A 21,131-nucleotide genomic window follows, 5' to 3' on the forward strand; every position below is an offset into this window, starting at 1 on the left:
GCTGAGGTAGGAACTAAACCCAGGACGCTTCACTGCTGGCTACGCTGTAAGCCATGAAGGAACCCAGCTGTGGTGTGTGCTGCGGCTGGGTTTCTTCTTGGGGAGGGTGAAGAGGGGACGTGATGGGACACCGGCCACGTCTTAAGTCGGGCAGCGTCTCCGCCAGACCCGGCAGAACTTGCACACCGCCGACTGTAAGCATATACTTACACCTGACATCGTTCGATTACAATACGGAGGGATGATGGACGCAGCACGGCTCGCTCAGATGCTCAGTGCTCTCGGAAGTGAGCCTCGGTTGCGAATTATCGCCTCCCTAGAGACGGATTCGACCCATGTCAGTGAGCTGGCCCGCCGACTCGGGATGTCTCGGCCACTGCTCTACCAGCACCTCAACCGCTTGGAAGCTGCTGGACTCATCGAGAGTGGCCTGGAACAGCTCGGAGAGAGCCGAGTGAGGAAGCACTACTGGGTCGCTCCGTTTCAGCTTGAAGTAACTCCAGACCACATTAGGCACCTGATTAATCAAGAACAGAAAAGGGAATCTTCGTGACACTTACCGCTACCGTATTTCTTGTCATCCTCGCCGCCGCACTACCACTCGCGATCTTCGTTGCTCTTACCGTCTGGGTGGTACGCACCGTCACCAGCGCACGACGCGAAACGGCGACGGCGATCGATGGTTCCAACCAACTCATCGTGGAGCACCTACGCAACATCACCGAGCGGTTGGATCGGATTGAGGCCCAACTCAGCGAGATCCCCGAGTAATCAGGCTCTTCCTTAAACAAGGGGCGCGGTGGTTTTGGCTCCGCGCTATGGGCTGTCACAGCGTATGCGCTAAGCGCGTCGCGTAGACCTCCAGCAACATAAACTTGCTTGTGACTTTGGCGGCGGGGTGTGTCTCCGGTCGTGGCGTTATCCTGTCCCTCTCGCGGATAGGGGCTAGGACTGGGGACGAACCACGTGGTGTGCCCCCACCTCCGACACCGCCCCGGCCCACCTGCCGACGGAACCGGGAACGGAAACCGACGGAAACCATAGCTGTGGTTCGGGTCGTTGCAGGTGGGTGGGTAGTTTCGCAAAAGACTCTAGACCGGAGCACAACAGCGTGCTCCGGTCATTGTCGTTTTAGCCTTCTGGCACACCACACGGCTTGGGGTTAAGGGACAGAGAAGGGCATCCGTGTATCGCACATTAGTCATACGGGAAATCCTCCAAGATTTCGTCCGCATGCCCTTCTCTGTCCCTTAACCCACGGCTTGCGGCCATAGAACCGGGACAGGCACTCAATGAAGCGCCCGCTCTGTCCAACACAGAGCGCGGGCTTTGTCGACCACGCGTTGTGCGCAACGAGCTGTCGTTTCACACAAACGAAAAGCGCCAGCTCTCCTCATTATTGGTGGAGAGCCGGCGCTGTCGCGGAAGAGCGTGTGAGGGCTTACTCGCCCTGCTTGCCGATGTGCTCGTCGGCCTTGTCGCGCGCGGAGTTAATCTGGTCAGCCTTGTCCTCACCGAGCTTGCCCGTCGCGAACTCGGCGCCCTTGTCGAGGGCCTGGTCAGAAATCTGCTCGCCCTTGTCGGAGTTCAGTGCGTCCTTGGCCTTGTCGAAGATGCCCATGATAAAAATCCTTTCGTTGCTAAATTATTTACGCCCACCATCGCAGCGGGTGTGATACCCACCGTAGCGACGCCACCCAGGCCTCGCCACCTAAAGATGAGAAAACCTTAGGATTGCCAGCCTCCGTACAGGGTCCTCTACGGGCTGCGGCAGAACATTACGGCGAGGTCACGCGTGGCAGAGCCCACTCATATGCGCTAGTGACTATCCTTAAAGCCCATGTCATCCTCCTTCTTCGGGCTGGTATGGCCCGGCAAGGACGAGGCCGTGGCCGCAGCAACACGCCCCACCTCAACGCGCCTGCGCCAGCGCACGAGCACCACAAGCCCGCATCACTTCTATGCGGGCGATAACCTCGACGTCCTCAAGCATCTGCGCGACGCGCCACAGGCTGGGGGCGGCGGCATCGACGTCATCTACATCGACCCGCCGTACAACACGGGACGCGACTTCATCTATCGGGATAACTACCGCAGCCGCCGCGAATTCCGCGCCGCGGACCATGGCCGTTGGCATGCGGAGTGGCTGTCCATGATGTACCCGCGTCTCGTGCTCGCGCGCGAGCTGCTCAAGGACTCAGGGTTCATCTGTATCTCCATCGGCGAGGACGAGGTGGCCAACCTGCGCAAGGTCGCCGACGAAATCTTCGGCGAGGAATGCTTCGCCGGCCAACTCATCTGGAAGAAGGCCGGTACCGGCAAGAATGACTCGCGCTACGCCGTCGTCGAGCACGAATACATCCTCGTCTACGCCAAGTCCCTCGATAACCCTGGCTTCAATCTCGATTTAGGCGCCGCGAAATCCACGCGTTATAACCATGAAGACGAACGTGGGCGGTACTCGCTCGTGCGCCTCGACTCGAAGACGCTGGGCTACCTGCCCACCCTCGACTTCCCCATTGCAGGCCCGGACGGCAGAGAGTACTGGCCGGACCAGCCCGCGGGTCGCAACAAGGTAGCGCGCTGGCGCTGGGGTCGCGACAAGGTCGCCGAGCGCCACGATGACTTGGTCTTCCGCCGCGGCTTCGTCTACACGAAGAACTATGAGAGCCGCGGCGCCCGTCCGCGTTCCATTCTTGACGGCGAGCGCTTTGGAGTGACCCGCACCGGCCGACGCGACGTCGAAGAAGCGTTGGGCGTGCGCGGCATCTTCGATTTCCCGAAGCCGGTGCGTCTCGTCCAGCACCTCATCGCGTTGTGCGGGCCTTCCGATGCCACCGTGCTCGACTTCTTCGCCGGCTCCGGCACGACCGCCCAAGCGGTTTTCGAGCTCAATGCCGCCGACGGCGGGACCCGCAGCGTCCAGCTCGTCCAGATCCCACAGCCCACGGAGAAAGACTCCGCCGCATTCCGAGCAGGCTACGAGGACCTCGCAGCACTCTGTCTTGCGCGCTTCGAGGTGGCGGCAGTGGCCGCGGGCGCGTCCGTCACCGTCTGGGCTGTCGAGCCCACCGAGCCCACCGAGCCCACCGTAGACACGACGCGCTTCTAGAGCTTATTCGCCGAGTCCTCAGTGCCGGTCGCGCGGCCGGGGATGGCGAAGAAGTCGAGGACGGCATCGGTAGCAAAACCTTCCGGCAGGACGTGCGACTTATCGTAGGAACCGCCAGGCCAGACGTGATTGCCGCCGCCAATGCGGATGTGCACCAGCGGCGCGCGGCAGCCTTTCCACTGCATGAGCAACGAGTTCGAAGCTAGGCGCGACGTGGAGATCTGGTCGCTGCATTGGTTGCGCTTCTGGTCCATCGCAAGGACCTCCATGACCGGGTTGTATGTCGCACCGTGACGGGTTCCGCCAAAGTAGGACACGATCGGGTCGTCGGTGCCGTGGAGATCAAGGCGCCCCACAGGTAGGGGCTCGCCGTAGTGCTCGTTTTCGCTCTCCGCGGCCGACTTACAGCCATCGTGAATCTTCGAGTAATACGCGGCCGAGACGCTGGCGACGGCGTGGAAATACTCCGGCATCTGGCACGCGAGATAGGCCGCAAAACCGCCCCCGTTCGACATGCCCACGGCGTAGATGCGTTCGTCGTCGACTGCGTACGTTGCGCGCAGCGAGTCCACGATCTGCTGGACGAACGCGACATCTTCCGCGCCGCTCGTCTTCGCATAGGGAGCCGGCGCCCATGCCTTATCCGTTCCCTGTGCGTACGCAACGATGGCTTCGGAGGAATCAAACCGGGTGTACGCCTCCATCTGGGAGGCCGTTTCGCCCCAGCCGTGGAAACTTAAGACCACGGGCCAGGCACGCGACGGATCGTAGTTCTCCGGAACGTGGAGGATAAACGTTCGACCCGACGGCAGGTTGATAGTCTTCGACTCCCCCGGCTCCGGTCCCGCCAACGGCGAGGAGGCGGGGATGCCGAGGCTGGGCTCCCATTGCGTCGCCCCCGTGGTCGTCACGGCGGCGGGATCGGTGAGTCCTTCATCCGAACCATCCCCAGCGCCGCATCCCGCCAACAGGCCACAAGCAGCGAGAACGCTCAGCGCCGCGCCCGCGTGTGTCCGTGTGCGCGAGCTCCCGGATGTCCTGCTCATAATCACGAAGAGCTCGTCCGTCCTTTCTGCCAAGCCTGCCATAGTTCGTGGTATCGACCGTTCAACGCTACCAGCTCTGCATGTGTGCCCCGCTCACTCACCCGTCCGTCTTCCATGACGAGGATCTGATCCGCCTGCGAGGCTTGGTCAAGCCGGTGCGCCACGACGAGCGCCGTGCGCCCGCGCGTGACCTCATCCGCGGCTTCTTCCAACGCACCCGCGCCCACGGAACCGGCCTCCGCCGTCGCCTCGTCCATGACGATGACGCGCGGGTCGAGCAGCAAAATACGCGCCAGCGCCAACTGCTGTGCCTCTACAGGTTCGAGCTGGATGCCTTGCGCGCCAACCTCGGTATCGAGTCCATCGACGAGGTGCTCCACCCAGTCCGCCCGCACCCGACGCAGCGCGTCGCGCATGTCCTCATCGGTGGCATCCGGCCGCGCCAGCTGAAGATCCTCGCGCAACGTTCCGGAGAAGACGTGCACGTCTTGCGAGATCATTGCCAAACGAGCGACGCGTTCGGTATCCGAAAGGTGCGAGACCTCCACGCCGTCGACGGTCACCGTGCCTTCATCGGGGACGCGCAGGCCCGCGAGGAGCGCCGCAACGGTGGTCTTTCCCGCGCCGGACGCGCCAACGAGAGCCACCATTTCGCCCGGGTGGAGATGAATGGAGATATCGTCCACGGCCCAGCCCTCGCCGTAGCTGAAGGAGACGTGATCCATGCGCACCTCGCCCACCTTGCTCGGCGCACCCGCGGGCGGCGTGGGCTGTGGCGGGTCCATGACCACGCCCACGATGCGCGCGAGCGACGCGTAGCCCGACTGAATGGTGTCCAGCACACGCATGAGTCCCATGAGAGGGCCGCGCAGACGGATGAGCATGAGCATCGCCGCCGTGACAGCGCCCACCGTCATGGCACCCGTGCGTACCGTCCAGAAGCCAACGAGCAGGCCCGTGGTCACCATGACGAATTCCACGGTGGTGAGCCACGACTGCAGCACCATGAGCGTGCGCCGGGCGCTAAAGCCGTAATCGACGACGTCCTGGCTGGCTGCGCGGATATTTTCGTGCGTGCGTTCCTCCAGTCCGAAGGCACGCACAGTCGCCCGTCCGCGGATGGCCTCGAGAACCCGCCGGGCGCGATCGGCCATGGCGGCGCGCTGCGCAGCGTACCGGCCCGGCGCGACGCGCAGGTAGCGCTGTGCCGCAAAGTAGTAGATGGGTGCGGCCGCGACAACCACGAGGAGGAACTGCCAGTCGAGCGAGACGAGCGCCACCGCCGTCGTGATGATGGCGAAGACCGAGCTAGAGAGCACGGGCACCGTCTCCGTCACCGCGGCCGAAAGCTCCGCCACGTCATCCGTGGAGCGCGAGACGAGGTCGCCGGTGCCGGCTTCCTCGACGCGATGCGTGGGCAGGCCCAGAGCCGTACCCACCATGTCTTCGCGCAGGTTGGCGATCACGCGCTCCGTGATACGGGAGAGCAGATAGAATCCTCCCGCAGACAGCGCCGCGCCCAACAAGGCGCAGACGGCAAGGCTCACGCCGATGACGAGAAGGTTCGCGCCGCCGCCAGCGATGACGGCATCTACGATCCGCCCCAGCAGAATAGGAATAAAGATAGTGGCCACCGAGCCACCCGCCAGCAACGCGACCGCCGCGGCGAACTGGCCCTTGGCGCCGGGGACCTGCGCAACATGGCGGCCCACAACGCGACGGACGTCCGGCCACGCGGCAGTAGGGAAACTCAAGGCCATGGGCTATGCCTCCGCTTCCTGCACATCGGCGGTGACGTCCACAGCGACGGCCTGCCACGCGGGCGCCGAGGTGTAGATGACCGTCGTCTGCCCGGCGCGATGGGCGGCCACGCGCTCGGCAATGATGGCTTCCGTCACGGAGTCCACGGCGGTGGTGGGGTCTTGCAGGATGAGGATGGGGGCATCGGCAGCAATGGCTCGGGCCAACGCCACGCGCTGGCGCTGGCCGCCCGAAAGGTTGCCGCCGTTCTCGCCCACCTCACGCTCCGGCCCGCCGGGGATATCGTCCGCAGCAGCGACCCACAGTGCCTCGCGCGCCTTCTCTGGGTCTTCGTGCACGTTGGACAACACGCTGCCCTCGAACACGTCCGACTGGTGTGGCGCCACGACGGCCGTCTCGTGCGGCAGGTACTCCAGGCCTTCCGGCGCAGGTGCGTCTACGACCGTGACGCCGCGCGGCAACGCGGGAAGTTCCACCTCTGGATGCTCTGCGAATCCCGCGCCGAGCACCGCTCGGATGCGCTTGCCCGAGGCCTGCGCATTGGCCCATCGCGAGGCGATGTTCTTCCCCAACATCGTCATCGGCGTGATGATGAACTGGGTCAGACCCACCACAGAGATGAGTTCGCCGATCGTGATGGAGCCCTTCAGCGCGAGGCTGCCCGCCGCCAGCGCCACGAGCACGACGTAGACGGCGCCCACGGTTTCCGTCGTCGCGTTGAGCTTCGCCCGGGCGCCGTCTGCGGCGACCGTCTTCGTATAGGCAGCATCGGAGACCGCCGCGTAGCGCGAGCGCACCGTGTCGATGGCGCCGAGGCCTTTCAGAATGCGCAGGCCTTGTACCACGTCCGTCGCCGTGGCCGCGGCCTTGGCGAGCGCCGCCTGCCGCGCACCCGAGCGATGCCGCAAAGGCTTCGCCGCGCGCAGAGAGATGAGCACCACGATAGGCCCGCCCACGAGCACGGCGAGGCCTAAAGGGAGATTGACCACGGAGACCATCGTCGCAACATAGATAATCGAGGTCACCTCAGCAACTGGGAAGACCGTCATGAATACCGCATCCCCCACGCGCTGCGCATCTGTTGACGCGATAGCAAGCAGCTCCCCCGCCGTGCGCCGCGGACCCGCCATCCCGCGCGGATCCTGGATGCGATCCGTGACAGCCATGCGCAGAACGTGGCCCACTTCGAGCATCGCGAGCGAGAAGAGGTTGCGTGCCCACCAGTTCGCCAGGCCGTTGATGAGAAAAGACGCGGCAAGGGCCATGAGCCAGAGCCCCAGGTGGCCCAGCGAACCCCGTGCGATGGCGTCATCGATCGCGCGCCCCACGAGCACCGGCGTTAAACCATTAGTAACGAAGCCGAGCGACATGAGCACGGCGGCCGGCATCGTGCGGCGCTTGCGCAGCAGAACCGTCTTGATGAGCCACCGCTTGTCATCGGGCGCGGGGAGAGAACTCATAACGAACAAGTCTAATAGACCGCCCGCCACGCGCCCGGCTAGATTGTGTACACGATGTCTTTTGATTCACTCCACCCTGCCCCGGAGAACTTCCCCAGCTACCGCAAGCCCTCGGAGAAGTCTGCGCCGGAGTTCCGCACTACCGCGCACCGTCAGGCCTCCGCTCGTGCCTTCGCCAGCGGCGCGGATGAGTATGCCGACGTGCGTCCCGTCTACCCCGCCGAGGTCGCCGCACTTATCGCTGATGCTGGTCGCGTCCTCGACGTCGGCGCCGGCACGGGAAAGCTCACGGCGACGCTCACCAATCCCGAGGTGCTCGCCTGCGATCCCTCGCCCGATATGTGCAGGGTCCTGCGCGCCGAGCTGGGGCTTCCCGTCTGGCGGGCCACTGCTGAAGCCACCGCGCTTTCCGATGCCGCCCTAGACGCCGTCGCTTGTGCCCAGACGTGGCATTGGGTCGATGTTGCCCGCGCCAGCGCCGAGTTTGACCGCATCCTGCGTCCAGGCGGGCGCGTAGTGCTTGCATGGAACACCCTCGACGTGCACTCCGACCCGTGGGTCCTGCGTCTGGCCCGCATCATGCACTCCGGAGATATTCAGAAAGAAGGCTTCTACCCCGCCATCGACGACCCGTGGGTGCTCGCGGAGGAACGCCGTCTGCGTTGGTCCATGCCGCTTACCCCGGAGCAGCTGCACCGACTCATGCACACGCGCTCCTACTGGCTGCGCAACGGCGAGGAGGTTCACGAGCGCATGACGCACAACCTCAATTGGTATCTCTTCGAGCACATGGGCTTCAAGCCCGGGCAGCAGCTCGAGATTCCCTATCGCACGGACGCTTTCGCCTATACGCGGGCGTCCTAGGCAGCGCACGCCACGTCTCAATCGCCTCGCGCTTCGCGCCGGGCCCGTGGGATAGCGAACGCCGCGCGGCACCGACGTGCGCGCGGCATATCAATGCCAGCTAACTTAGAGGATGACGGTAGCAAGCAAGGAACCGACCACGCAGGACGTGAGCACCGAGATGAAGCCCGGGATGATGAACGAGTGGTTGATGACGAACTTGCCGATGTGCGTGGTTCCTGTGCGGTCGAAGCCGATGCAGGCGAGGTCTGATGGGTAGGTCGGCAGGATGAAGTAGCCGTAGGCCGCACCGTAGAAGCCGACGATGACGGCGGGGTCGATGCCCAGCGACAGACCGATAGGCGCGATGGCTACGAGGGCCGCGGCCTGGGAGTTGACCAGCTTGGAGACGATGAGCAGCGCGATGGCGTAGGCCCAGGGAGCCGACTGCACGATGCCGCCCAGGGCGCTTTCCAGTGCATCGATGTGCGTCTCGAAGAAGGTATCCGCCATCCAGGCAACGCCGAAGACGGAGAACACGGCGGTCATACCGGCCTTGAAGACCGGAGTCGTGGCGATCTTCGTGTTGTCGACCTTGCAGAAGATGAGGATGATAGCGCCAGCGACAAGCATAACCATCTGGATGACCAGGTTCATGGACAGCTTCTCCAGCTCGCCATCCTCGCCCGGGAAGGACGGGCGCAGGACGTCGAAGGCGCCGAGGATGACGACGAGGGCGATGGCGGTGAGGAAGACGGCGACGGAGCGCTTCGCCGATGCCGGGAAGACTTCACCGAGCAGCGAGTGGCCCGCAGACTGCACGGACTGTGCGAACTCAGGGTCCTTCATCTTCTCCTGGAAGGTCTCGTCCTTGTCGAGGTCCTTGCCACGACGCAGCGACCACAGCGCGGCAAGGATAACGCCGCTGAGCGAGGCGGGGATGGCGACCATAAGGATTTGCGGGATGGAGTACGAGACGCCGGTGACGCCCGCATTCTCCGCAATGATGGACGCGAGGGACACCGTAGCGACGGACACCGGAGACGCGGTGATACCCATTTGGGCCGAGGTCGAGGACACGGCCATCGGACGCTCCGGACGAATGCCCTTCTTCAGCGCGATGTCCTCGATGATCGGGAACATGGTGTAGACAACGTGGCCGGTACCGCAGAGCACGGTGAGGAACCACGTGGTGAGCGGGGCGAGAATGGTGATGCGCTCGGGGTGAGCGCGCAAGATTTTCTCGGCGAATTGCATCATCACCTCTAGACCTCTGGCCTGTTGCAGCGTGGCCGCGCAACCGATAACCGCGATGATGGTGAGCATGACCGATACCGGGGGCTCGCCTGGCTTGAGGCCAAAGACGAAGACCATGATGACGAGGCCAATACCGGAAATGAGACCGAGCCCCAGGCCACCGTAGCGCGTGCCAAGTAGCAGCGCGGAGAGGATGACAATAATTTGGAGAACGATCGCGAGACCCGAGGTCGGGTCAAGGATGGAGGCAAGCATGACGCGCCCTTCCGAACTCATTGAAGGTTCTGAGAATGAAACTGTGTACTTGCTTCATCTTATGCGACCGGACATAACCAGACATAAGTAAACACAGGCGGGAAAAGTCACACCGGAAGGATTCCGGATTGAGAGGCTGCATGAACTATAATGGCAGCATAACGCACATACTGCTATTCAGGCGCTGCACTGGGGCCAACACCACATTTCGGACATTTCGTAGGCCAATACCCTACCAACGAGCGCCGGTTGTTATACCCAGTATGCGCCGCACCAAAGACGAATAATCCCCCTCACTCCACCGCCCAGTGACGGCACAGTGAGGAGGATTCGTTACCCCGCCCTAGAAGCTAGCGCTTGCGCTTATCGCGACGCTCGCGAACGCGGACGGCGATGCGCACCGGCGAGCCGTGGAAGCCGAAGCGCTCACGGAACTTGCGCTCCAAGTAGCGACGGTAGCCAGCGTCAAGGAAGCCCGTGGTAAACAGCACGATAGTTGGCGGCTGCGTGCCCGCCTGCGTAGCGAAAAGCACGCGCGGCAGACGGTTGTTCTTCATCGGCGGCGGATTCGCAGCGATGGCCTCGCGCAGCCATGTGTTGAGCTGGCCGGTGGACACGCGCTGGTCCCAGGACTCGAGGGCCGCGAGCATGGCCGGCTCCAGTTTCTGGAGGGCGCGGCCGGTCTCTGCTGAGATATTCACGCGGGTGACCCACGGCAGGTGCGTGAGTTGCTCGTCGATTTCGCGGTCCAGGTAGTAGCGGCGGTCCTCGTCAACGAGGTCCCACTTGTTGAACGCGATGACGAGCGCCTTGCCGGCCTCGAGCACCATGTTGAGGACGCGCTGGTCCTGCTCCGAGATTTCCTGCGAGGCGTCGATGAGCATGACGCAGACCTCGGCGGCGTCGATGACGCCGCGGGTGCGCAGGGACGCGTAGTACTCGTGGCCCTGGGCGTTCTTGACCTTCTTGCGCAGGCCTGCCGTGTCAATGAACTTCCACAGCTTCTGGTCGAGCTGAACGAGCGAGTCAACAGGGTCGACGGTGGTGCCCGCCGCGTTATCGACGACGGAGCGCTCCTCGCCGGTGAACTTGTTGAGCAGTGAGGACTTGCCCACGTTCGGCTTACCCACGAGCGCTACGCGACGCGGACCCGAGGTGATGGACGGGTGGCGCGGCTGGTCCGGGAAGAGACGCAGAATCTCGTCGAGGACGTCAGCGCCGCCGCGACCGTGCTGTGCGGACACCGGCCACGGATCGCCAAGCCCCAGCGCGTAGAACTCCGCCATGTCCGCATACATATTGTCCGAGTCGAACTTATTGGACACGAGGATGACGGGAACCTGGGACTTCTGCAACTTCTTCGCCATGACAGAGTCAGTCTCCGTGATGCCCACGCGGGTGTCGACGACGAAGACGATGACGTCAGCGGTCTCCATGGCGGCCTCAGCCTGGCGCGCGATGGCAGCATGGATGCCCTTGACGTTGGGGTCCCATCCGCCGGTGTCCTGGACAAGGAAACGGCGGCCGTTCCACTCGGCGACGTAGGAAATACGGTCGCGGGTAACACCCGGATGGTCCTCGACGACGGCCTCGCGGCGCCCGAGGAAACGGTTGACAAGCGAGGACTTGCCCACATTAGGGCGACCCACGACGGCCACGGTGCAAAGGTTCTCCTCGACGTGACCGTCAGCATTGACGCCATACGCGGCCTCGATCTCGGCCCATTCCTCATCCGTGAGGTCGTCCTCGTAGTCTTCGCCATAGTCGGCCTCGCCGAATTCAGACTCGTCAAAGTCCTCGGCGTCGAAGTCTTCATCGAAGTCATCATCGTCGACCCCCTCGTAGCCGTCGACGACTGCGATTTCCTTCGCGTCCTCGTCGAGGTCGAAGTCGAACTCCGAGACATCGAAGTCGGACGATGCCCACTTCTGGCTCGAGGAGACGGTTTCTTCTTCCATCTTGCCCTGTGGGTAGTGGAACTCGGTCTCGAATTCCTCCGGCTGGCCGCCGGTGTTGGTGTTCTTAGCCACGCGCGGACTCCTTAATGATGGCGGTGAGACGCTGCAGGACCTCCTGCAGCGTGAGCTCGGACGTGTCGACCACGACGGCGTCCTCGGCCGGGCGCAGCGGCGACGTGGCGCGGGAAGAATCCGCGGCGTCACGGCGCTCGACGTCGGCGAGCACGGTGTCGAAGTCAGAGGGAATGCCTGCGGCGACGTTTTGGTCGTAGCGACGCTGCGCACGGACCTGCGCCGAGGCGGTCAGGAAGATCTTCACGGGGGCATCGGCAAGCACCACGGTGCCAATGTCGCGGCCCTCGACGATGGCGCGATGCGCCTGGGCTGCCAGCTTACGCTGCAGGTCGACCAGGTTCTGGCGGACCTCCGGGATGGCGGAGACGGCCGAAACGTTGCGGGTCACCTCGTCTTCGCGGATGACCTTGGAGACGTCCTCACCGGCGAGCAGTACCTGCTTGGAATCCGGATCATCGGAAACCTCGAGCGGCAGGTCTGCGGTCGCGGCAATAACGGCCTGCGTATCGGCGGGGTCCAGGCCCGCGCGCAGGACGGCAAGCGTCGCGACACGGTACATGGCGCCGGTGTCGACGTACTTGGCATCAAGCTCCTTGGCCAGTTGGCGGCACGTGGAGGATTTGCCGGTGCCAGACGGGCCGTCGACGGCCACGATGAGTCCATTGTTAGGCATATTGTTCAGCATTTACATCTCCACCGCGTTGTACAGGCTGGTCAGTTCGTTCGAGTTGAGCGCGCGGAATGCACCCGGGGTGAGCTCGCCAAGCTGCACCGTGTGCAGCTTGGTGCGCACGAGGCGCTGGACCGGGTAGCCGGCCTCCTTGAGCATGCGACGCACAATGTGCTTGCGGCCTTCGTGCAGCTCGACGCGCACGAGGGAGTAGCCGCCGTTCTTATCCACAATCTGCGCGAAGTCGGCCTTGGCCAGGCCGTCATCGAGCTCGATGCCGTCCTTGAGCTGCTTGACCAACTTGTTGCCCCCCTCACCGAGCACCGTGGCGAGGTAGGTCTTCTTAATGCCGTACTTCGGGTGCATGAGGCGATTGGCAAGCTCGCCGTCGTTGGTGAGCAGGAGCAGACCCTCAGTGTCCGCGTCAAGGCGGCCCACGTGGAACAAACGCTGGCCCGCCGCCACGCGGTCAGAGACCAAGTCGCCCACGCACGGGCGGCCCATGTCGTCATGCATGGTCGACTGCATCCCGCGCGGCTTGTTGAGAATGAAGTACTGCATGTTCTCATTGACGTTGATGCGCACGCCATCAACTCGGATAACGTCGACATTCGGGTTGACGCGCACGCCCTGCTGCATGATGATTTTTCCGTTGACCTCGACGCGACCGGCGTCGATGAGGATCTCGGCGTGGCGGCGCGAAGCGACGCCAGCCTTGGCGAGCACTTTCTGGAGGCGCTCCCCCTTTCCATTGTTCGCGGCGCCTTGGGCGTCACCGTCGACCAACCAGTCGGCGCCGAGTTCCCGCGCGACGGAGTCAGCGGTGGAGTTCTTGGTGCGGTCAGATTTTTTCACGTGCTGGCGGCGGGCCGGCTTGGCATTCGAGACCAGCATGTCGCTGGCTCGCTGCTTCTTGTCCGGTGTGCCGTCGCGGCGAGCGGGTGGGGTCACGATAATCACGTGTCCTTTTCTTGTGTATGCAGTTGCCGCCTGGCGCCTTGTTCATTCCGGTTGAAATCTCGCGAGCTCCTGCTCGCGGGGCGCTGGACGTGGAAACGCTTTGTTTACCGCAGGCCATCCTACCCCCGAATAGTCTGGCCGTGGTATTCGCGGATTGTCGGGTGCTAGTACTCCTCGAGGATGGAGTCCACATCCGGCAGCAGCGGCGCCAGGTCTGGCAGGCGCTGTAGCGAGTCGATGCCAAGCAGTTCAAGGAAGAGCTCCGTGGTCTCGTATTGGTGGGCCAGGCCCTCGTGCTCAATCTCGCGGATGAGTCCGCGCAGGGTGAGTGTGCGCATGACGCCATCCACGTTGACGCCACGCACGGCGGCGACCTGCGCACGCGTGACGGGCTGACGGTAGGCGACGACCGCGAGGGTTTCCATCGCGGCACGAGAAAGCTTGGTCTGGCTGCCGTCGAGGAGGAATCCTTCGACAGCCTCTGCGTTGTCTTTGCGCGTGTAGAGGCGCCAGCCCTCCCCTGTTTCACGGAGGTCGAACCCTGAGCCACGCTCATCGAATTCCCTCGCAATGGCATGCAGGTGGTCACTTACCACGGTGGGCTCCAGCTCGAGGGCGCGCGCCAAAGCCTCGACGGACGCGGGGGCGTCGAGGACGAGCAGAATCGACTCGAGGCGCGAGCGCTGCTGCGAGATGAGCGGCAAGGCGGGACGCGGCTGGGAACTATCCATGGCTTCGCAGTCTAATCCCAGTTAGCCGCCGCGACGACGGCCGGGTCGACGTCGAGGCCAGTCCATGCAACATCGAGGGGTCCGAGCGACTCCTCCTGCTGTGCGTCGACGGCCTTCGCTTTGTAGAGCTCCAACAGCGCGAGGAAGCGGCCGACGACCTCCATGGACACGGTGCAGTCACGGGTGAGCGCGGTAAAGGACATCCAGTTGCCTTGCCCCAGCAGCTTGAGCGTCGTGAGGATCTTTCCTGCCTGCTCGGGTACGGAGACGGCCACGTGGTGAATGTGACCCGTCGCCACGCCCTCGGGCGGCTTCGGACGAAAGACGCTGGCGGCAAGCTCAGCGAAGCTCGCGGGCATGTGACCTAGGGCGACCGGCGGGAGCAGCTGCGCGAACTGTTCCTCCATGCCCACCGCGCGGGGATAGCTGCGGCGCGCTTCGCGCTGCCAGCGCGCCATGAGGTCTGCGACCTGTTTGTAGGCCTTGTACTGAAGCAGGCGCGCGAACAGCAGGTCGCGGGTCTCGAGGAGTTCCAAGTCTTCCAAGGCAGAGACCTCGCCGCGGGGCAAGAGGCGCGCGGCCTTGAGATCGAGAAGGGTCGCGGCGACGAGGAGAAACTCCGTGGTCTCGTCGAGGTCAGCCATGGCGCCGAGCGCACGGGTGTAGGCGACAAATTCGTCAGTGACCTCGGAGAGCGCGACGTCCGTGACGTCCATTTTCTTCGACGAGATGAGCTGCAGAAGCAGGTCGAAGGGCCCCTCGAAGTTCTTCAGGGCGATGCGAAAGCCGGTGATCTCCGGCTGGACGGCCTCCTGGTTGGGTGCGTGAGAAGGCGCAAGGGGATGAGTAGCGTTCACTACTTCGAGGTGCGCTCGATGACCTCGCGGGCGAGGTCGCGGTATTGCTTCGCCGCCTGCGAATTCGGCGCCCATGTGGTGATTGCTTCGCCGGCGACGGACGTCTCCGGGAAACGGACGGTGCGCGTGATGACGGTGTCAAAGACCTTGTCTCCGAAGTAGTCGACGACGCTCGACATGACCTCGCGGGCATGCTTGGTACGACGGTCATACATGGTGACGAGGATGCCGAGGATCTCCAGATCGAAGTTGATGCGCTCGGCGACCTTTTCCACCGTGTCCGTGAGCAGTGCCAGGCCGCGCAAGGAGAAGAACTCGCACTCCATCGGGATGATGACGCCCGCCGAGCAGGCCAAGGCATTGACGGTGAGCAGGCCAAGGGACGGCTGGCAGTCAATGATGATGAAGTCGTAATCGCGGCGCACGGGGCGCAGCGCACGGGCGAGCGTGTGCTCGCGGCCGACCTCGTTGACGAGCTGAATCTCCGCCGCGGACAAGTCGATGTTGGCGGGAACAAGGTCAAGGCCTGCGATGGGCGTGCGCTTAATCGCGGAGTGAATGGACACCTGATTGTCGAGCATAACGTCGTAGATGGTGTCTTCAATCTCGTCATGCGTAAGGCCGAGGCCGGCGCTCAATGCGCCCTGCGGGTCCAAGTCAACGAGGAGGACTTTACGTCCAGCTTCCGCGAGGCACGCGCCCAGGTTAATGGTCGAGGTGGTTTTACCCACGCCGCCCTTTTGATTACACATGGACAAGATGGTTGCGGGACCGTGGGACTCCAGCGGGGCCGGCTCCGGGAGCTCACGCACCGGGCGACCAGTTAGGCCCACCTCTACTTCGGAGGCGTCGAAGAGGCCGTCCTCACTCATAGTCACACCTACTTCCTTGACTTCTACCGATGCATCGCCCACCGGCGGGACTGCCAGCATGCCCGTCGGCGCGCCGTCTTACAGCCGTGTCATTTCCCTTTGACGTATCTTACAGCGTACCCGCCGCCGCGCAACCACGACGCATAACCCTCAAAGCCTCCGGAAAGTAAAGGGTAAAGGCTAGACTATAGAGTCGTTGAGCGCGCGGAACGGCGCTTGCGCGCCAGTGCGACGAGGGCGGCGATGAGCGCCACAATGAGGACGACGATGACGACACCGGCAACGATGAGCTTGGTGTTGGAGGAATCCGCCGAATCATGCGCAGCCTGTTCCTCCTCGAGCTGCTCGCGCGTGACATGGTCAGCGGACGCGTAGTGCGGGTCGCGCAGGGTGACGTCCGCGACCACGCCGGAGCCATCCTCACGGATGAGCTGCATGATAAACGGGTTGTCCGGTGCTTGGCCCTCGGGGTAGGTCAGCGTCAGGGTGCGCGCGGTGGTATTGATATCGCGCTGGACGCCCTCAATGATGTTGCCGTCCGCGTCGATATAGCGCAGCGTCACGCTGTTGCGGTCCATGTCCTTGAAGCGGTTATAGAGATCGAGCGCCTGGCTCACGTCCATCTGGGCCGTAATGACGTTGTCCTTGATGGTCGACTCGAGGTAGATGTGCTCGGCTGCGGAGGCATCAGCGGGGCTCGCCGCCGACCGTGTGGGCTTCTCCCCCGGCACGACGGGAAGGTTCGCGTCAGCCTCACCACCGGTCACATCCCCCGCGGCGCCGCCGTTCGTTCCCTCGGCAGAACCGCTGCCGCCCTCGGAGCCGCCAGCGCCGTTGTCACCTTGCGTGCCCTCACCGCCCGAGCCATTGACAGAAGCGTCGTTGCCGGCGCCTTCCGCGCCGTCGCTGCCGCCCTCGCCGTTTCCGCCGTTACCGGTGCCACCGACGTCGGCTTTCTCCGGCGCGGTCGAGACGAGCGTGATGGTGCCGGAATAGCCTTGGTAGCTCACCGGGATGGAGACCTGGCCGCCCTCGGCGGGGGCGGTAATCGTGGCGGAACCGCCGGATGCCGAGACGGACCATCCGCCGCCGGAATAGGAGGCTTCGACAGGCACGGGCAGGGAGACCGTGGTAGTTTGGCCCGCGGCGACGCTCACGGGAGTCGCGAGCATGGATTGGACGGCCTCCGGAGTCATGCCCTCGGGAATCTGCGCGGAGGCCGCGGGAACGGGCGACTCGCCAAGCGGCGCGAGGATGGCCGGAGCGGCGAGAGCCGGAGCGGTAAGCACCGCGGCGGCGCAAACGGCAGCCAGATGGCGGCGCGAGGACAGGAACACGGAGTGAGAAGTCGTCGGCACGGGTGGGATCACAACCTTTATGGTCGACGCGGTACTCAATGTGCCGCGCCAGTGGACGATGAACAGAAGATGAACGGGCCCAGTCTAGCCGTCGCAGCGAACGGCCCGGAAACTACGGTCTAGGCGCGCGGGTGAGCCGTGCGCCAGGTCTCACGGAGCGCATCGGCTGTGACGTGCGTGTAGATCTGCGTCGTCGTCACCGAGGAATGACCTAGGAGTTCTTGGACGGTACGCACGTCGGCGCCGCCTTCGAGCAGGTGCGTAGCAAAGGAGTGCCGCAAGGTATGTGGCGAGACCTTCGCGTCGAGTCCGGCGCGCTGTGTGGCGGTCTGCAGCACGGCCCAGGCGGATTGCCGCGTGAGCGGGTTGCCCCGGGTATTGAGGAAGAGCGCGGGCGTACGTCCCCCGCTCAGCACGGGACGCGCACGCACGAGATAGGCGCGCACGGCGGCCTGCGCCTTGGAGCCCACGGGCACGAGGCGTTCCTTGTTGCCCTTACCGGTAATCCGCAGGACGCCGGGCGTGCCGGGCTCAGATTCGAGTGCGTCGTGGATGTCGTCGACGGCCAGGCCGACGACCTCAGAGATGCGGGCGCCGGTGCCATAGAGCAGCTCGAGCAGCGCCCGGTCGCGCACGTCGATGGGGCTCGCGGCCTCCCCGTCCGGGACGGATTCGATGAGGCGTGCGACCTCGTCGACCGAGAGAGTATCCGGCAGATGCTGCGGCGGGGCGGGCGGCGAGACCTCCGAGGCGACGTCAAGGCCCAGCACGCCCTCGGCGACGGCAAATTTGTGGAGGCCGCGCGCGACCACGAGGGCTCGATTGGCCGAGGATGCCGCCATGGTGGAGCGCAGCCACGCGAGGTAGGCCTCGACATGGGAGCGGGTGACGTCGCCGAGATCCTCGATCCCAGATTCGGCGAGCCAGCCGAGATAGCGGCGCACATCGCGCCGATAGTTGCTCAGTGTATTGGATGAGACGCCCCGCTCGACGGCCAAGTGGTTAAGCCACGTCGCGGCAATGCGCTGGGCCGGGGTCGACGGTTCCCTCTGATGCGCGGGCAGGTCTAGCTGAGAGGAACTCACAGCTTCTTCATGTCCGGGCCCTGGCGGCGCGCGGCGAGGGACTGGGGACGCAGGTCAAAGGGGGCATCGGCAGGCCGGGTGGCTCCGCCATGGTTGATGACGCGATCCGCGGCGAGGATGCCACCCACGGCGATGGAGTTGACGATCTCACCGGAAAGAATCTTCGCGACGGCCTCCTCGAGCGGCAGCCACAGGAAGTCCATGTCTGCCTCCTCGTCGCCCACGGCGTGGAGCGCCTCCACCTCGTGGAGATCGCGCGCGAGAAAGACGCGCACGGCCTCCTCGCAAAAGCCCGGCGAGGTAACGAGGTCTGCAAGCGTCGCCCACTGCTCAGCGGCAAGCCCGGCCTCTTCCTGCAGCTCGCGCTGGGCGCCGGTGAGCTCGTCTTCGCCCTTGATGTCGAGCAATCCTGCGGGCAGCTCAAGCAGGTGGCGGTCGACGGAGCGGCGGTACTGGTTGACCATCGCGATACGTCCCTGATCGTCCACCGCGGCGATGGCCACGGCGCCAAAGTGCTCAACGACCTCGCGGCTGGCCACGTGGCCGTCGGGCATGACGACCTCGTCGCGGCGCACCGCGATAATCGGTGCGTCAAGGAGCAGCTCCGAGCGCAGAGTCTTAAATTCATGCGACATTGCCTGTCATCCTTTCCAGAGGTTAGCTGGCGGCATTCGGCAGCGGCGGCGCGGCGGCATCGACATCTGCGGCCGCACCATAGGCCCCGTGGCCGCCGTCGAGCTGCTCGCGCACCGCGAGCACCGTCGCCATGCGCGCCCACGAACGGTCGATGGAATCGACCGTGGAGACCTCGTTGCCCTTCGCGGAGCGGAGCTTGCCGATGACCCCTTCATCCGACGTCGACTCTATCCTTCCGGCGAGCACGGCGTTGCGGCCCGTCTTATTCAAGGCCGTGAGCATGGCAGAAAGGTTATCGGACTTGAACGCATCGCCCGCAGTGCCCGACGTCTTGCCGTCGATGACGACGATGGCCTGGGCGGGCAGAATGGTCCCATCCTCGTAGTCGATGAATCCGGCATCGCGCAGCGCTTGGAGCACCGTCGCGCGGTCGGCGACGGAGGCCAGCGGTTGCGTGGATTCCGGATCCATGTAGAGCGCAGCGCCGAGGGACTCGCCCGCGTGGGTGCCCATGTCCTGCTGCTTGGTGGACAGCTGCGCGCCGGCGGGCAGCGTGTTGGCGATAAGCGACTTGAGCTCGTCCGCGCGCGACTGATCGAAGAAGGCATCCGCCAAGTCAATCGTTCCGGCGTCCTCGATGTCCGCGGAGGCGAGCAGCGCCTTGATGCCGTCGACCTCATTGCTTTGCGCGTTCGACGTCGTCATGACGAGCACCGGGCGCCCAGCGAGGCTGCCATCCACCATGGTGGGCGAGAGCTCGGAGACGACCGAGTCGCCGGACTTGGACTGCGCCTGCAGCACCTGGTTGTCCTGGACGACCTGGCGGAATTCATCGCGCACGGCGTCATCGCCACCCGCAGAACCCGCGACCGTGGGGCCCAGCGCGAATGCGCCGATAGCCACGCCCACGGCCACCCCGAAGCCACTGCCTGCGATGACCGGGCCAGAAGAAGAGAATCGCTGTGGCATTAGTTAAACCATCCTGCGACCGTCTCGGTGAGGTTGGACCACGTGGCGGAGAGGTTCTCGCCGAAGGAGGCGTCCCCGCCCAAGCCCGCGATGAGCACGATGACGGCGAGCGCAACGAGGATGCCGAGCAACGCCCACAGCCAGCCCAGGCTTCCGCCTGCCGGTGCCGTGTACAGCGTAATGACGGAGTCCGCGTCGACGAGCTTCGTGCCCGTCTTCATGCGCGCAAGCAACGCCGCGGGCGTCGCGTGTGCCTTGTCCGCAAAGATATCGTCGAGGTCGACAGAGCCTCCTACCTGCACGATCATGTCCGCTTCCTGGAAGTCCGTGAGCAGCAGCGCCAGGTCCGTCGACGAATCCGTCGCGGACGGGAAGGTCATCGCACCCACCCCCAGGTCCTGAATTTTCTCCAGGCCCGGTGCCGTGCCGTCCGGCGTGGCCGGCAAGATGACGCGCGCGCCCGAACGCAGCGTCTCCGCCTTGACCGTCTCCGGGTTTGCCACGATGAGATCCGGGCTGTAGCCCATCTCCACGAGCGAGTCTGCTGCGGAGTCGACGCCCACGATGACGGGCTCGTATTCGCGAATGAAGTTGCGTAGCAACTTCACCTTGGCGCGGTGGTCCTCACTGGGCGAGACGACCATGACCTTGCGGCCGCGCATCTCCACACCCGACTCCGGAATACCCAAGCCGTCGATAAGTAGCGGGCCTTCCGAGTGGATGAACTGGATTGAGTTGCCGAAAAAGGCTTCCATGTGGTCGATGAGGTTGCGCTCGGCCTCGGCAAAGCGCGCCTGCGCTTGGCCGCGCTCGATGACGGTGCCAGAGCCAATCTGCTTGTCTCCCAGATAGACGGTGCCGTCATCAGTGAGACGCGCCTTCTTCCCGTCCTTCATCGCCTCGAGGAACTGCGGGCCCACGCCCTCCACGAGCTGCGTTTCGGCGTCGAGCAACATGTGCGGTCCGTAATTGGGAATGCTACCGGTGCTAAATTCCGCGGTGTTGATGACCGCGGCCGGCTTCAAGTCCACCAGCTGCTGGGCTTCCTGACGAGAGATATTCGCGGCGTCGACCACGGCGAAGTCCCCCGCGCCGAACTTCTTCAGTCCTTTGCCGCCGGGCGTGCAATCGCGCAGGGTGCCAGTGACACCGGGTGCGTCGGTAGTGCGAGAAAACAAACTCATGCGCGCGATTGTCCCACTTCTAGGCCTCCCAGCGTGGGAGGC

At 64.3% G+C, this 21,131-nt stretch carries 20 protein-coding genes; 4 read left to right on the forward strand and 16 right to left on the reverse strand.

What is annotated here, in order from left to right; all coding sequences use genetic code 11:
* The first annotated feature begins 268 nt into the window (after positions 1–268).
* Together HMPREF0307_RS05760 and HMPREF0307_RS05765 are read left to right on the forward strand one after the other, a co-directional pair.
* On the forward strand, positions 269–553 hold the full coding sequence (locus HMPREF0307_RS05760; RefSeq protein ID WP_230310978.1) for an ArsR/SmtB family transcription factor: 285 nt from the start codon (positions 269–271) through the stop codon (positions 551–553).
* Positions 550–771, forward strand: a complete 222-nt coding sequence (locus tag HMPREF0307_RS05765) for a hypothetical protein (RefSeq protein WP_005323143.1) — start codon at positions 550–552, stop codon at positions 769–771. The genes HMPREF0307_RS05760 and HMPREF0307_RS05765 overlap by 4 nt, the downstream gene beginning before the upstream one ends.
* 670 nt (positions 772–1,441) lie before the next feature.
* Here the strand turns inward: HMPREF0307_RS05765 and HMPREF0307_RS05770 are convergent.
* Positions 1,442–1,621: an antitoxin gene (locus tag HMPREF0307_RS05770; protein WP_066489179.1), complete on the reverse strand. Its 180-nt coding sequence runs from the start codon at positions 1,619–1,621 to the stop codon at positions 1,442–1,444.
* Positions 1,622–1,840: 219 nt separating this feature from the next.
* On the opposite strand from HMPREF0307_RS05770, the gene HMPREF0307_RS05775 reads away from it, so the two are divergent.
* A complete protein-coding gene (locus HMPREF0307_RS05775; protein ID WP_082723249.1) occupies positions 1,841–3,112 on the forward strand; it encodes a site-specific DNA-methyltransferase in 1,272 nt (423 codons plus the stop codon).
* Here HMPREF0307_RS05775 and HMPREF0307_RS05780 read toward each other — a convergent pair.
* From HMPREF0307_RS05780 to HMPREF0307_RS05790, 3 genes are read right to left on the reverse strand one after another with little or no spacing between them, the layout of a single operon-like run.
* Positions 3,109–4,158: a CE1 family esterase gene (locus HMPREF0307_RS05780; protein WP_082723250.1), complete on the reverse strand. Its 1,050-nt coding sequence runs from the start codon at positions 4,156–4,158 to the stop codon at positions 3,109–3,111. The two genes, HMPREF0307_RS05775 and HMPREF0307_RS05780, sit on opposite strands and share 4 nt — an antisense overlap.
* Before the next feature lie 2 nt (positions 4,159–4,160).
* Positions 4,161–5,918 carry an ABC transporter ATP-binding protein gene (locus HMPREF0307_RS05785; protein WP_066489188.1) on the reverse strand — a complete coding sequence of 586 codons (1,758 nt, stop codon included), beginning with the start codon at positions 5,916–5,918 and terminating at the stop codon, positions 4,161–4,163.
* Between the two features lie 3 nt (positions 5,919–5,921).
* Positions 5,922–7,379 (reverse strand): ABC transporter transmembrane domain-containing protein, encoded by a 1,458-nt coding sequence (locus tag HMPREF0307_RS05790; RefSeq protein WP_066489191.1) that lies wholly within the window; start codon positions 7,377–7,379, stop codon positions 5,922–5,924.
* A 54-nt stretch (positions 7,380–7,433) separates the two neighbouring features.
* Between HMPREF0307_RS05790 and HMPREF0307_RS05795 the strand changes: the two genes are divergently transcribed.
* The gene (locus HMPREF0307_RS05795; RefSeq protein ID WP_066489197.1) at positions 7,434–8,243 is read left to right on the forward strand and encodes a class I SAM-dependent methyltransferase; all 810 of its coding nucleotides are present in this window, start codon (positions 7,434–7,436) and stop codon (positions 8,241–8,243) included.
* A 105-nt stretch (positions 8,244–8,348) separates the two neighbouring features.
* On the opposite strand, the gene HMPREF0307_RS05800 is transcribed toward HMPREF0307_RS05795, so the two are convergent.
* The 12 genes from HMPREF0307_RS05800 to steA all read right to left on the reverse strand — a co-directional run bounded on the left by HMPREF0307_RS05800 (position 8,349) and on the right by steA (position 21,089).
* The gene (locus HMPREF0307_RS05800; RefSeq protein ID WP_066489248.1) at positions 8,349–9,734 is read right to left on the reverse strand and encodes an anaerobic C4-dicarboxylate transporter; all 1,386 of its coding nucleotides are present in this window, start codon (positions 9,732–9,734) and stop codon (positions 8,349–8,351) included.
* Between the two features lie 350 nt (positions 9,735–10,084).
* A complete protein-coding gene (gene der, locus HMPREF0307_RS05805; RefSeq protein WP_082723253.1) occupies positions 10,085–11,692 on the reverse strand; it encodes a ribosome biogenesis GTPase Der in 1,608 nt (535 codons plus the stop codon).
* A 64-nt stretch (positions 11,693–11,756) separates the two neighbouring features.
* Complete coding sequence (gene cmk, locus HMPREF0307_RS05810; protein ID WP_066489203.1) at positions 11,757–12,452, reverse strand: (d)CMP kinase; 696 nt, start codon at positions 12,450–12,452, stop codon at positions 11,757–11,759.
* Positions 12,453–13,388: a pseudouridine synthase gene (locus HMPREF0307_RS05815; RefSeq protein WP_066489252.1), complete on the reverse strand. Its 936-nt coding sequence runs from the start codon at positions 13,386–13,388 to the stop codon at positions 12,453–12,455.
* Positions 13,389–13,561: 173 nt separating this feature from the next.
* On the reverse strand, positions 13,562–14,128 hold the full coding sequence (scpB, locus tag HMPREF0307_RS05820) for an SMC-Scp complex subunit ScpB (RefSeq protein ID WP_066489207.1): 567 nt from the start codon (positions 14,126–14,128) through the stop codon (positions 13,562–13,564).
* 11 nt (positions 14,129–14,139) lie between these two features.
* Positions 14,140–14,985, reverse strand: a complete 846-nt coding sequence (locus HMPREF0307_RS05825; RefSeq protein WP_066489212.1) for a segregation and condensation protein A — start codon at positions 14,983–14,985, stop codon at positions 14,140–14,142.
* On the reverse strand, positions 14,985–15,857 hold the full coding sequence (locus HMPREF0307_RS05830) for a ParA family protein (RefSeq protein ID WP_066489215.1): 873 nt from the start codon (positions 15,855–15,857) through the stop codon (positions 14,985–14,987). The genes HMPREF0307_RS05825 and HMPREF0307_RS05830 overlap by 1 nt, the downstream gene beginning before the upstream one ends.
* A gap of 185 nt (positions 15,858–16,042) precedes the next feature.
* Entirely contained in the window at positions 16,043–17,215 is a 1,173-nt protein-coding gene (locus HMPREF0307_RS13435; protein ID WP_255356868.1) for a hypothetical protein, read from the reverse strand.
* Between the two features lie 119 nt (positions 17,216–17,334).
* Positions 17,335–18,237: a site-specific tyrosine recombinase XerD gene (xerD, locus tag HMPREF0307_RS05840; protein WP_066489255.1), complete on the reverse strand. Its 903-nt coding sequence runs from the start codon at positions 18,235–18,237 to the stop codon at positions 17,335–17,337.
* A 59-nt stretch (positions 18,238–18,296) separates the two neighbouring features.
* A complete protein-coding gene (locus tag HMPREF0307_RS05845) occupies positions 18,297–18,935 on the reverse strand; it encodes an NUDIX domain-containing protein (protein ID WP_066489221.1) in 639 nt (212 codons plus the stop codon).
* Between the two features lie 22 nt (positions 18,936–18,957).
* On the reverse strand, positions 18,958–19,905 hold the full coding sequence (locus tag HMPREF0307_RS05850) for a copper transporter (protein WP_066489225.1): 948 nt from the start codon (positions 19,903–19,905) through the stop codon (positions 18,958–18,960).
* A complete protein-coding gene (gene steA, locus HMPREF0307_RS05855) occupies positions 19,905–21,089 on the reverse strand; it encodes a putative cytokinetic ring protein SteA (RefSeq protein ID WP_066489228.1) in 1,185 nt (394 codons plus the stop codon). The genes HMPREF0307_RS05850 and steA overlap by 1 nt, the downstream gene beginning before the upstream one ends.
* Positions 21,090–21,131 lie beyond the last annotated feature (42 nt).

Origin of the sequence: Corynebacterium sp. DNF00584, from assembly GCF_001552965.1 — a bacterium.
Taxonomy (GTDB): Bacteria; Actinomycetota; Actinomycetes; order Mycobacteriales; family Mycobacteriaceae; genus Corynebacterium; species Corynebacterium phoceense.

Excerpts from the sequence above, each read along its gene's own strand:
- HMPREF0307_RS05760 (WP_230310978.1), top strand. The coding sequence starts at position 269 with ATGCTCAGTGCTCTCGGAAGTGAGCCTCGGTTGCGAATTATCGCCTCC.
- HMPREF0307_RS05770 (WP_066489179.1), bottom strand. The coding sequence starts at position 1,621 with ATGGGCATCTTCGACAAGGCCAAGGACGCACTGAACTCCGACAAGGGC.
- HMPREF0307_RS05775 (WP_082723249.1), top strand. The coding sequence starts at position 1,841 with ATGTCATCCTCCTTCTTCGGGCTGGTATGGCCCGGCAAGGACGAGGCC.
- HMPREF0307_RS05780 (WP_082723250.1), bottom strand. The coding sequence starts at position 4,158 with ATGAGCAGGACATCCGGGAGCTCGCGCACACGGACACACGCGGGCGCG.
- HMPREF0307_RS05785 (WP_066489188.1), bottom strand. The coding sequence starts at position 5,918 with ATGGCCTTGAGTTTCCCTACTGCCGCGTGGCCGGACGTCCGTCGCGTT.
- HMPREF0307_RS05790 (WP_066489191.1), bottom strand. The coding sequence starts at position 7,379 with ATGAGTTCTCTCCCCGCGCCCGATGACAAGCGGTGGCTCATCAAGACG.
- HMPREF0307_RS05795 (WP_066489197.1), top strand. The coding sequence starts at position 7,434 with ATGTCTTTTGATTCACTCCACCCTGCCCCGGAGAACTTCCCCAGCTAC.
- HMPREF0307_RS05800 (WP_066489248.1), bottom strand. The coding sequence starts at position 9,734 with ATGCTTGCCTCCATCCTTGACCCGACCTCGGGTCTCGCGATCGTTCTC.
- der (WP_082723253.1), bottom strand. The coding sequence starts at position 11,692 with ATGGAAGAAGAAACCGTCTCCTCGAGCCAGAAGTGGGCATCGTCCGAC.
- cmk (WP_066489203.1), bottom strand. The coding sequence starts at position 12,452 with ATGCTGAACAATATGCCTAACAATGGACTCATCGTGGCCGTCGACGGC.
- scpB (WP_066489207.1), bottom strand. The coding sequence starts at position 14,128 with ATGGATAGTTCCCAGCCGCGTCCCGCCTTGCCGCTCATCTCGCAGCAG.
- HMPREF0307_RS05830 (WP_066489215.1), bottom strand. The coding sequence starts at position 15,857 with ATGAGTGAGGACGGCCTCTTCGACGCCTCCGAAGTAGAGGTGGGCCTA.
- HMPREF0307_RS05845 (WP_066489221.1), bottom strand. The coding sequence starts at position 18,935 with ATGTCGCATGAATTTAAGACTCTGCGCTCGGAGCTGCTCCTTGACGCA.
- HMPREF0307_RS05850 (WP_066489225.1), bottom strand. The coding sequence starts at position 19,905 with ATGCCACAGCGATTCTCTTCTTCTGGCCCGGTCATCGCAGGCAGTGGC.
- steA (WP_066489228.1), bottom strand. The coding sequence starts at position 21,089 with ATGAGTTTGTTTTCTCGCACTACCGACGCACCCGGTGTCACTGGCACC.